Source organism: Pseudomonas sp. CBZ-4 (assembly GCF_000346755.1).
In the GTDB taxonomy this organism is placed as follows: domain Bacteria; phylum Pseudomonadota; class Gammaproteobacteria; order Pseudomonadales; family Pseudomonadaceae; genus Aquipseudomonas.
Window position 1 is genome coordinate 23,844 of the sequence record NZ_ANNV01000178.1, and the last position, 10,408, is coordinate 34,251.

Annotated in this window: 9 protein-coding genes; 4 read left to right on the forward strand and 5 right to left on the reverse strand. The window is 62.3% G+C overall.

The features are described 5' to 3' along the window. Positions 1-6: 6 nt before the first annotated feature. Both B348_RS0128625 and B348_RS0128630 read left to right on the forward strand, forming a co-directional pair. Positions 7-2,457: a TonB-dependent siderophore receptor gene (locus B348_RS0128625; RefSeq protein WP_017739458.1), complete on the forward strand. Its 2,451-nt coding sequence runs from the start codon at positions 7-9 to the stop codon at positions 2,455-2,457. 100 nt (positions 2,458-2,557) lie between these two features. Further along, positions 2,558-3,142, forward strand: coding sequence for a hypothetical protein (locus tag B348_RS0128630; protein WP_017739459.1), 585 nt, complete (start codon positions 2,558-2,560; stop codon positions 3,140-3,142). On the opposite strand, the gene B348_RS0128635 is transcribed toward B348_RS0128630, so the two are convergent. The 5 genes from B348_RS0128635 to B348_RS0128655 form a co-directional block, all read right to left on the reverse strand. Further along, positions 3,123-3,794: a PP2C family serine/threonine-protein phosphatase gene (locus B348_RS0128635; RefSeq protein WP_017739460.1), complete on the reverse strand. Its 672-nt coding sequence runs from the start codon at positions 3,792-3,794 to the stop codon at positions 3,123-3,125. The two genes, B348_RS0128630 and B348_RS0128635, sit on opposite strands and share 20 nt — an antisense overlap. Next, a complete protein-coding gene (locus tag B348_RS0128640; RefSeq protein ID WP_017739461.1) occupies positions 3,791-4,477 on the reverse strand; it encodes a hypothetical protein in 687 nt (228 codons plus the stop codon). The genes B348_RS0128635 and B348_RS0128640 overlap by 4 nt, the downstream gene beginning before the upstream one ends. A 14-nt stretch (positions 4,478-4,491) precedes the next feature. Continuing rightward, positions 4,492-5,211: a hypothetical protein gene (locus tag B348_RS0128645; RefSeq protein WP_017739462.1), complete on the reverse strand. Its 720-nt coding sequence runs from the start codon at positions 5,209-5,211 to the stop codon at positions 4,492-4,494. Positions 5,212-5,281: 70 nt separating this feature from the next. Beyond that, positions 5,282-5,986: a DUF3142 domain-containing protein gene (locus B348_RS0128650; RefSeq protein WP_026137145.1), complete on the reverse strand. Its 705-nt coding sequence runs from the start codon at positions 5,984-5,986 to the stop codon at positions 5,282-5,284. Next, on the reverse strand, positions 5,983-8,148 hold the full coding sequence (locus B348_RS0128655) for a hypothetical protein (protein WP_017739464.1): 2,166 nt from the start codon (positions 8,146-8,148) through the stop codon (positions 5,983-5,985). The genes B348_RS0128650 and B348_RS0128655 overlap by 4 nt, the downstream gene beginning before the upstream one ends. A gap of 164 nt (positions 8,149-8,312) precedes the next feature. On the opposite strand from B348_RS0128655, the gene B348_RS0128660 reads away from it, so the two are divergent. Further along, positions 8,313-9,917 (forward strand): glycosyltransferase family 39 protein, encoded by a 1,605-nt coding sequence (locus B348_RS0128660; RefSeq protein ID WP_026137146.1) that lies wholly within the window; start codon positions 8,313-8,315, stop codon positions 9,915-9,917. A gap of 34 nt (positions 9,918-9,951) precedes the next feature. Next, a complete protein-coding gene (locus tag B348_RS0128665) occupies positions 9,952-10,197 on the forward strand; it encodes a DUF2789 domain-containing protein (RefSeq protein WP_017739466.1) in 246 nt (81 codons plus the stop codon). Positions 10,198-10,408: the final 211 nt, after the last annotated feature.

A 10,408-nucleotide genomic window follows, 5' to 3' on the forward strand; every position in this document is an offset into this window, starting at 1 on the left:
CCTGCAATGCCGCACCACCAGATCCAACCCTTGGCCCGCGCCCTGCGCCGTGGCGTGTTTGTCGGCCTGCTCGCTGCGGTGCCTCTGGCGCCGAGCCTGGTGCAAGCCGCCGAAAGCGCCGAAACACAGCGCGCCTACAACATCCCGGCGGGCAACCTCGACCAGGCGTTGAACCGCTTCGCCAGCGCCTCGGGGATATTGCTCTCGGTGGACGCCTCGCTCACCGAAGGCAAGCGCAGCGCCGGTCTGCAAGGGCGTTACGCGGTGGCTGCCGGCTTGGAGCGGTTGCTGGCCGGCAGTGGCTTGGTGGCGATGCAGTCCCAGGGCGGTTGGTCGTTGCAGGCGATTGCCGGTGGCGGCCCGTTGCAATTGGGCGCGACGCAGATCAGCGGCGAGCAAGCGCAGGAAAACGCCTGGGGCCCGGTGGATGGCATCGTCGCCACCCGCAGCGCCTCGGGGAGCAAGACCGACTCGGCGCTGGTGGAAATCCCCCAGACCATCAACGTGATCACCGCCGCCGAGATCAAGGCGCGCGGTGCGCAGAGCGTGACCCAGGCGTTGCTCTACACGCCTGGCATGGCGGCGGGCGGCTTTGCCGACCGGGTCAAATTGTTCGATGAACCGACCTCGCGCGGCTTCTCGCCGACGCCGCTGTACCTCGATGGTTTGCACCTGCCCTACGGCGGCGGCAGCACGGGCGGCGCGCTGCAGATCGAGCCCTACTCGCTGGAGCGCATCGAAGTGCTCAAAGGCCCGGCCTCGGTGCTGTACGGGCAGAACCAGCCGGGCGGCATCGTCAACATGGTCAGCAAGCGCCCCAGCGAAACCCCGGTGCATCAGGTAGTACTGGAAGCCGGCACCTACGAGCACAAAAGCGCGGCCATCGACCTCAGCGGCCCGCTGGATGAGCAAGGGCAGTTTCTCTATCGCCTGACCGCCCTGGCCAACGACGGCCAGGACGAGATCAACTACGTCGAAAACAAGCGCCAGTTCATCGCCCCCAGCTTCACCTGGCGGCCCAACGACGACACCAGCGTGACCTTGTTCGCCCAGTACCAGAAAGACAAAGGCGTGCCCGAAGCCCAAGGCTTGCCGGCGTCCGGCACGTTGTGGGCCAACCCCAACGGCAAGATCAAGCGCGACCTGTTTATCGGCGAGCCTGATTCCAACCAGTACAACCGCGAGCAGTACGTGCTGGGCTACGAGGTTTCCCATCGTCTCAACGACACCTGGACCCTCAAGCAAAACGCGCGCTACGCCGAGGTTGACGACCGCTACACCGCGCCGTTGCACGGCTACGCCTTCGTCGCCAACCCGGCCACCGGCGTGCAGGACCAACGCTACCTGCAACGCTACGCAGTGGACTGGGCGCAGAACAACAAAGTGTTTGGCGTGGACAGCATCGCCCAGGCGGAATTCGACACCGGTGCGCTGGCCCATACGATGATTTTCGGCCTGGATTACTACCACTCGGGCTCGTTGTTCCACGGCCTGTACGACCGCACCGCGCCAGTGATCGACCTGTTCAAGCCGGTCTACGGCCAGCGTATCGACTATCGCCAGCCATACCGCTGGGACCGCACCCTGAGCCAGACCGGCCTGTACGTGCAGGACCAGATCAAATGGGACAAATGGGCGCTGGTGCTCGGCGGTCGTTATGACTGGGCCAGTGTGGTCAACAAGGAGCCGATGCAGGGCACCCGCTTCGCCAGCAAGGACGAAGCCTTCACCGGCCGCGCGGGCCTGGTGTACCTGTTTGATAATGGCCTGGCGCCGTTTGTCAGCTACTCCGAGTCGTTCCTGCCGCTGACGGGCACCGATGTCGATCGCAAGCCGTTCGATCCGTCTACCGGCAAGCAATATGAAGTCGGCGTGAAGTATCAGCCGCCCGGCCAGAAGAGCTTCGTGCAAGCGTCGGTCTACCAGCTCGACCAGGAAAACGTGATCACCACCAACCCCAACGACACCTTCAGCACCCAGAGCGGCGCCATGCGTTCACGCGGCGTGGAGCTGGAAGCCAAGGCCGTCCTCAGCGATGCCTGGGACATCATCGCCTCGGCCGCGCGCAACGACATCAAGTACACCAAGGACGAAGAGGGCCGCCAAGGTCGCCACCCGGCCGGCATCTCGCCGCTCACCGCGTCGATGTGGGTCAATTACACCGTGGTCGGCGACACCCCGCTGGCCGGCCTCGGCGCAGGCCTGGGCGTGCGCTACGCGCGGCAAAGCCTGGGCGACTACTACGCAGGCGCCTTCAGTGTGCCGTCGTACAGCGTCTACGACGCCAGCCTGAGCTACGACCTGAGCCGCTCGCCGCTGAAACTCAAGGGCGTGAAACTGGCGCTGAACGTGCAGAACCTCACCAACAAAACCTACGTGTCGCAGTGCACCAGTGACCTGGATTGCTACTACGGCGAAGGGCGTACGGCGGTGTCGAGCCTGACCTACGACTGGTAGGTAATTGCTCGTAGGAGTGGTCCTGATTTACCTGGACGTGAACTAGGCAAGTCTCGTGAGCGTTAGCCTTTTTGCCGGCTAACCTCCCGAGACCTTGCCCATGTCCATCGCCGAAAACCCCTACGCCACCCCGCGTTCAGCGCTGAGTTGGATGCCGGTTCGCCAACCCGTTTTTTTCGTCGTCGCACCGCGTAAATTCCTCAGCCTGATGTTGCTGACCCTTGGCGGGTATTTCTTTTATTGGTTGTACCGCCAGTGGTCGCACTATCGGCAAGCCACCGGTGCCCGCGTCTGGCCGTGGGTGCGCACGCTGTTTTCGGTGTGCTACTTCTGCACGCTGATCCTCAGCGTCGCCCGGGAATTGGAGCAAGGCGAGTCACCCTATCGCTGGTGGCCGCGCGGCTTGGCGGTGGTGATCTTTCTGTGCGGGTGTCTGCCGTTCACGCTGCTGTGGCTGTTGTCGCCGCTGGTGGCGCTGGCGGTGGGTGCGGTGATCGTGGCGCTGCAACTGGCGTTGGCGTTGCAGCTGCAAGGTGCGATCAATTGTCTGGAGCGTGATCCGCAGGGGCGGGGGAATGCGGGTTTGACGGGGGGCGATTGGGTTGGCATAGGTTTCGGGTTGTTGGGATGGGGAGTGATGTTGGCGTGGGTGGTGAGGGAGGTTTCTACGTCTGCAATAGCGTGAAGGTGGCGTCGTCTTCGGTTGAGCAGCCCTCAAGTGATCGCCCAGCGATGGCCTGGAGTTGGTGCTCGACTGTGAGTTCGGCCCAGAACCCGTCGGTTGCCAAAATCCACATCGTGTCTGGAGTGACCTGAATGAATTGGACGGCTGGTTCATGAGGCCGTCGGTAGCTCATGCAGTTGAACAGTCGTTTACGGGCCGGGCTGCTGGCGATAAATGTGTGGCTCAAGTCGCCTTGCCAGTTGGGTCCACAGTGGGGGGCGTTCAGCCAGGTCATGCGCTGATCGTTGTCCAGATAACCCAGGCAACAGTCACCTGCGTGAATCGTGATGGCTGTCTGACCGAGCACCAGTAGCGCCAGGTAGCTCGTCGAGGCAAAGGGGAAATCAGGGCAAAGGTTTGACTGTACCTGTTTGAGCGAATCAAGTACCAGTTCCAGGGCGCTGTCAGGGCTCGTTGCAATAGAAGGCGCCGCGTTGGAAAAACAACCCAGCAGATCATCACTCAGGGCTTGCGCCAATTCTGCGCTGCCCGGTTTGGCGGTGCCGTCGGCGATCACGTAAAGATGAGCGCCCGCATTGTGTGCCGAACCGCTGACATCGCGATTTTCTGCGCGGTCTGTCCCCTGCTGGCTGAGGCTCAAGTGCAAGATCAAGCGGATGCTCCGAATCCGATCAATGCTTGCAGTCGCTGGTGAATCAACGCCTCACGATCAGAGTCCTGGGCGGTGCTTTGGATGACGTCCTGGAATGCCGACAGCCTCAGCAAGGCTGTAAATTGTGCGCTGACGTAGCGCCTTAGTTCGACAGGCGCCTGTTTCACTTCTTCAATCAGTTCTTCGCGGCCGTCCAGCAACGCGATGATGTCCTCGATGTCGTTGGACATCAGCACATCGCCATGCCCACGGCCCAGATAGGCCTGAAGTTTTGCGGCGAGAAACCACGGTGCAGCAAATACCTTGATCACGGTGCCATTGGGGAGCGTGTAGTCGATGGCATTTTCCAGTCCACCGACAAACCACGTGTTGGAAAACCCCAGGACCTGTTCATCGGTGGGCATGAAGTCGACCTTCAGAGCGCCCAGTCGGAGGCGACAGGTGACAGCGTCCTGGCCGGTATTTTTGAAACCCCGGGGTTTCAGCTTTTCTTCCAACCGATACCAATCAAGGGTGCCTGTCAGGTGAATCACCAGGTCCACATCATCGGTGCCGCGAATCGACTCCAGGGTGTATTCGTCAGTGATGAGTAAAACCGTGGTACATCCGCCGACAAAGGCCACTTGTTCGCGCAACTCGTCACCCAGCGCCTCGGCAACCGCCTCAAGCATGTGCAGCATCATGGTTCTGTTGGATGTCACAAGATCCACTCCCTCAGCATGGCGTCGGCGACTTTGGCTTCGCGCGGCCCGCCGATGCGGATGGCGTCAACGAGGGCCAGGAAATGATAGAGAAGCTCATCCTTTTTCACTGCGCCAGGGACGGTTTTGTATAGAGGTGTGACTGCCTGGCCTTTGCTTTTTCCGTAAGCGTCGGGCCAGACGGGGATGAAATCGCCGCCGCTCATGACCTTGCCCGCCATTATCGGCGCGGCAAAAGCGGTTGGGATGCCGCGCACAATCGGGCCGGGTTTGGCTGGGAATACGTATCGAATTGCGTATTTTATGAAGTCCAGCAGAGCCTCGCTTCTTACGTTGGGTTTGCCGCTCAGTAAGTCGGTGTAGATGAGGCCGATTTCGCGGCATCGATTCATTGAGTTCGACACTTCGCTTTTGCTCAATGCGAGGGACGCCGAAAGGGCGCGGACGGAGTAGCTTTCGATGTTCGGCGCGGTCTCGACATCCTCGATATCGTCCCATCCTTCCCATTCCTGGGCAGTGGAAAGTTGGATCCTCTCAAAGATGTCGCGAGATTGGACAAGGGACTCCAATGAAATCGAGCGGCCACTTAGCATGAGAGGGCTGGCGTCATCGAGGTCACGTATGACAGTGAACTCACGCTTTTGCACGCGCTCGCCTTTGGCCAACAGGTCCAGGCTGATCAATTTGAAGAGCACTACGATGTCTTGACTTTTCATGCTGTAAAGAATCCTGGTGTCCACTGTCCATGGACCGTGGACACTTTCTTGCACAGAGTTGACACCCCTGTCAACGATTCTGCAAAAACACCACATACCCCCGAAACCACTCACTCCCCTGCAAATACCCCGGCTCCTCCCACACCCCACCCTGAATCAATCCCACCTTGAACGGCAGCCCCATCCGGTTCAGCCGTGGCAAATACGCCGCGTAATCCGCAATGCTGTGCCGCCCTTGATAGGTCTGCACCACCACCTCATCCACCACGCCCTTGAGCTGGGCGATGGCCGCCGGGTCGGCGTTGCTGCTCCAGTCCATCAGGCCGGTGATGCTTAGGCGCAAATCGGTGGGCAGGCGTTGGCGCAGGTCGCGCAGGAAGTCGGCGTATTCGTGCAGGTATTGGGTGCGCGCATCGAAGTCGATCTGGATGCCGACCACCGGGTTGCCGGCGTCGCGCCAGCGTTGCACCTGGCCGAGCACTTGGGTGTAGACCGGTTCGGGCCAGTGCAGGGTGTGGGCGCGGTAGACCACCCAGATCTCGCCGTGGCTCAGGCGCGGCACGCCGATGCCCTGGGCGATGAGTTGCACGCCGCGTTGGGGCGCGCGGCGGGTGGAGTTGATCTGGCCCTGGAGGATGTACAGGGTGTTGGCCTGCTTGAGGACTGGCTGGGGCGCGACGCCGCTCCACAGCCAGAAGGCGTCGTAGTCGCGGGCATCCACCGCGCCGAACACCGGGCTTGCCAGGAGCAGCAAGCCGAGCCACAGGTGCTTCACCAGTAGTACTGCGCCGATTTGCCCCACTGGGTGTCGGCGAAACCGCTCTTGAGCTGGCGGAACCAGGCCTTGCGCACCGCCGGCGTCACGTCCTGGCCGCCGCAGCTGTTGTAGCCGGCCGGGGCGTAGCAGTTGATCGCCCGGAACAGCGCGTAGGCCTTGTCGTTCTTCGGCGCCTTGGCGTCGCCGATCACCTGTTTGTAGCCGTCCAGGCGCGAGAAGGTTTCGCCCTTGAAGTCCGACGCGCTGCTGCCCAGGCTGCCGGCGGCGCGGGCCTGTTCCAGCGGCATGCCGTCGAGGTTGTTGCGCAGGATGAACTCACCGAGGCAGTTCAAGCCTTGTGGGTTTTTGGCGTCGGCCTGCAGGGTCGCGGCGGTTTGCGCGATGCTTGGGCAGGCGTAGCCGGATTCGGCTTTTTCGCCGTTCCACTGGAACAAGCGCAAGGTCTGGCTGGCGCTATAGACGTAGCCCAGGCTGGTGCCGAGCTTGTCCTCGGGGGCTGGCGTCGGCAGTTGCTTGAGGTCTTCGGCGAAGCTGGCGAACTGGCCGCGCAGCAGGTTTTTGTAGAGCAGCACGAATTGCGCGGTCTCGCGCTCCAGCGGGTCGCTGGCCTGGGCGAGTTGTTGACGCAGCAAGTCAGGCCCGGCGACGTTGCGCAGCAAGATGTAGCGCACCTGCTTGGCGCTGATCGGCGAGTCGGCGGCAAACACCTTGGCCAACTGGCCGCTGCGCTCGTAGTGCAGGGCCAGGGCCAGCTCCAACTGGTCGCGTTGCAGCGGCTGTTTGGCCAATGGCAGCAGTTGCAGCCAGAGGGCCTCAGCGGCTTTCCAGTCCTTTTTGTCTTCCAGCGCCAGTGCGCGCAGGGTCTGTTGGCTGAAGGCGAAATAATCCAGGCGCGACGGCACGTCCTTGGGCAAGTGCTGCAAGGCGCTGTCGGGCTGATGCTCGACATACAGCGCATACGCCGCGAGCAGGTAGTCGTACAACGCCGGGTCCTGGGCGAATACGGCTTTGCGTTGGGCGAGGTCTTCCCGGCTCAGCGTCGGTGGGTTGTGGGCGCGCATCCGCATCAGGTCGCTGACCAGTTGAATCATAGGCGTGTCGATCGGCCCGCCGGTCACCGACAGCAGCTTCACGTCGGCTTCTTCCACCAGTTCATCCAGCGACACATTGCGCTGCGCCTCGGTGGCTTGGGTCAGGCCCCAGGCGTAGGCGTCGGCGAGCTTGACGTTGTCGCCCGCCAGCCAATACACACGACGCAGCAGGCCACGGGCAGAAGCGGTGTAGGCGCCTTGTGGATAAGTCTTCACGTAGTTGCCAAAACCCTGCTCGGCAGCGGCCAGCGCAGACTTATCCACACGCTCAAGGTTGGGCACACCGTATTCATCGTAGGTGTTGGCTTGGGCCTGGTTCAGCGCGGTGCGGGCGGTCATGTACAGCGCGGTCTCCTTCAGCCAGGGCGAGTTGGCACTGGCGAGCGCCGAGAAACCACGCTCGGCCTCGGCAAAGCGGCCGCTGTAGAAGTCGGCGGCGGCTTGCAGGTAGGTGCGAAACAGTTGGCCGTCGCTGGACTGGATCTGCTGCGGGTCAGCGATGACCGGGCCGTCCCAGGTGCAGGTGGTCAGCAGTTGCAGGCGTGATTGAACCAGGAGCTGGCGCTCGGCCGCCGGCATGTCGGCCTTGGTCACTTGGCGGACAAATGCGGTGGCGCTGTCATCGTCGTTGCTGCGGCAGCGGCTGCCTTCGCCGTTGAGGAAGGCGGAGCCGGCGGTTTTGTCGTCCTCGCGCTTGATGCCCAGGGGTTGCAGCAGGGTGTCGAGTTCGGACGTGGGCGAGTCGTCGGAGTCGGGTTGGGTCTCGCCGCTGCCGGTCGGGGTCAGGCGGTACACCGCAAAGGGCACCGGGCCGAAACCCTGGGCCAGGTCGTCTTCGTTCAAGGCGTTGGGCGTCAGCGCCACGGTGTTCTTGTCGGCGAGCAACAGGCGCAGGTTGACGCGGCTGTCATTGCCCGGGCTCAGGAAGGGCAGGTTGTTGCACGTGTCGAGGCTGTCACGCGCGACCCGCCAGTCGGGGTAGCACGAGTCGTCGGAGCTGGCCAGTGCCGGCAGGGAAGCGCTGGCCAACAGAGCCAGTGCCAGAGGTGACAGAAAACCGATGCGCATGACGTGTCCTTGATCCTGAGTCCTTGGAGGGAGGCAATCATAGCCTGATCTCACAAAAGCTTCGGTGAAGGCCTACGCAAATCACCGATTTGTCCGATACCAGCAGCGAGCTGCGGGCTTTTGTCCTAGAGTGGCGGTGTTTGCGCAGTGGCAGGGGAATCGAGGTGCGTCGGTCTGTGGTAGAGCAAAACGAAAAGGTCGCGGCGTTGCCCGCCTGCAACCGCCTCACGTGGGAGGGCGCCGGCTGGATCAGCCGCCTGTGGTGGGTGCCGATCCTGGCGTTGGCCATGGCCGTGCGGTTTTATCAACTGACGGCGGCAGCGATCTGGGGTGACGAAGGTTCCAGCCTGCTGCTCAGCGAATACGCGGTGGGCGACCTGTGGTTTCACGCGGCCCACGATGTGCATCCGCCCCTGTATTTCTTGATCCTGCGCGGCTGGATCGAGCTGTTCGGCGACAGCATCGGCTCCATTCGCAGCATGAGTGCGATCCCCGGCGTGCTCGCCGTGGGCCTGGGCATCTGGCTGACGCGGCAACTGTCCACCCGGCGTGCTGCGGTGCTGGCCGGGCTGTTGCTGGCGCTGCTGCCGACGGCGGTGCGCTACAGCCAGGAAGTGCGCATGTACTCGCTGCTTGGCGTGTGGCTGCTGGGCGCCACGCTGGCGCTGGTGTACTGGGTGCGACAGCCCGAGCGCACGCGTTACCTGGCGGTGTATGGGCTGTTGATGAGCGCCGGTTTCTATACCCATTACTTCACCGCGCTGTGTGTGTTGGTGCATTGGGCCTATCTGGGCGTGCTGTGGCGTACCCAGCCGAGCGGCGAACGCCTGCTGGCGCGTCCGGCCTGGTGGCTGACCAACGGCGTGATCGTGTTGTTGTACCTGCCCTGGCTGCCCAACCTGCTGGACCTGGTGCAACACGTCGAGCAACTCAAGGTGGGCGGCGACATTGGTTGGGAAGAACCGGTCAGCCTGCTGTCCCTGCCGTCGATGATCTGGCAGTTTGTGCTGCAGGATGAGGGTATTGGCTTCTGGGCGCCGCTGTTCTGGGCCTTCCCGTTGCTGTTGGCGGGCATCGTCGGCGTGACCGTCTGGCGCGACCGCGAGCGCTATCGGCCGGCCAGTCTGCTGGCGCTGTTTTTGCTGCTGCCGCTGCTGCTGGTGTACGGCGTGTCGTTTGTTTCCCCGGTGTTTATCGAGCGCTACCTCACGGTGTATGCCTTGGGCTTGCCGATCCTCGTGGCCCTGGCCATCGACCGCCTGCCGTCGCGCCTGGCCTGGCTGGGGGCGGCGCTGTTCGTGCTGTTTGTCGGGGTGGAACTGATGGGGCTGAAGAACAACTTCACCGTCGACGAACACGACCAGTTCAACGTGCCCGTGGAATTCGTCAATCGCAATTACCAGGAAGACGACCGCATCGTCCTCAGCGACATGATGTGGTACCTGAGCTACGTGTATTACGACCAGACCGATGCCCAATTGCAGCTCTACACCCCACCCAAGCCTGACGGCACACCCACCCGGCCCAACGCCTATGGCTTCGGCACGCTGGTGGACCAGGATGGCGGGCGCATCTACCTTGATCGCCTGTCGGCCTTGCCCGCCGAGACTCGCCGCGTGTGGCTGATCAGCAGCAACGAAGCGCCGGACGACTTTGCGCCCTTGCCAGAGGGCTGGCGCGAACTCAGTCGCCAGGACGGCGGCGGCGCGCGGGCGCGTTTGTTTGTGTTGTGCAACGTCGCGTCAGCGCAACCCGAGGGTTGCCGCTAGACTCGGTCTGACTTTCATTGATCAGGAACTCACCATGGAACCGCCTGTGCACGACCTGCCTGCATTGTTCAAGCAACTTGGCCTGCCGGATGACCCGGTCAGCATTGACCAGTTTGTGGCGGTCCACTCGCCGCTCAAAGCCGATTTGAAACTGGCGGATGCGTTCTTCTGGACCGACAGTCAGCGACAGTTTTTGCGTGAGGGCATTCTGGAAGATGCGGATTGGGCTGAGGTGGTGGATGAGTTGGATGTGTTGTTGCGTAAGGGGCGCGGGGTGTAAAAAAATATCCGACAAAATGCGCTTATGTAAAAAAAATGGTGAGCGGTAAAAAAATCTGAGTGCGATGCAATTTTTCTACCGGTCAGCCCGAGCCACAACCCTGACAGCCAGCGTGGCTCCAAAGTAGGGGCAGGCCCTAATGCCAACCAGCCAAGGGCGAACTCAGTACCTGTGGCGAGGGAGCTTGCTCCCGCTGGACTGCGCAGCAGTC